Origin of the sequence: Mycobacterium sp. 852002-30065_SCH5024008 (genome assembly GCF_001665645.1) — a bacterium.
GTDB lineage: Bacteria > Actinomycetota > Actinomycetes > Mycobacteriales > Mycobacteriaceae > Mycobacterium > Mycobacterium paraffinicum.
Genome location: NZ_LZSZ01000012.1, coordinates 1 through 592, shown reverse-complemented (window position 1 = coordinate 592; position 592 = coordinate 1). Strand labels below are relative to the sequence as shown.

Sequence of the window (592 nt, the reverse complement as noted above, 5' to 3'; positions counted from 1 at the left end):
AGGCCCGCCGCGATCAGCCGCATCGCCGACAACGAATCCCCACCCAACTCGAAGAACGAGTCGTCGACCCCGACGCGGTCCACACCCAACACTTGGGCATAAATGCCGGCCAGCACCTCCTCGAGAAGACTGCCCGGTGCGCGGTATCGAACGCCGGTGTAGTCGGGGGCGGGCAGGGCGCGGGTGTCGAGTTTGCCGTTGACCGTCAGGGGTAGGGCGTCGAGCACCACGATCGCGGCCGGCACCATATAGCCCGGCAGCCGATCCGCTAACTGCGTGCGGATGGCGTCCGGATCCACTGTCCCCGAACCCGATTCGGTGACATAGCCGACCAGCCGCTTATCCCCGGGGTGGTCCTCGCGGGCGATCACCACCGCCTGGTCCACCCCGTCCAAGCTGGCTAGTGTGGTTTGGATTTCACCGAGTTCGATGCGATACCCGCGGATCTTGACCTGCTCATCAGCACGCCCCACATAGCGCAACTGCCCATCAACACCCCACGACACCAAATCCCCGGTCCGATACATCCGCGCCCCCGCCCCTCCAAACGGACACGCCACAAACCGGGCTGCGGCTGTCTCTTATACACATC

1 pseudogene is annotated in these 592 nt (G+C 64.9%); it reads right to left on the bottom strand.

Annotated elements, in window-relative coordinates:
- Nucleotides 1–572: pseudogene (locus A5781_RS01165) on the bottom strand (phosphopantetheine-binding protein); the annotation flags it as partial.
- Nucleotides 573–592: the final 20 nt, after the last annotated feature.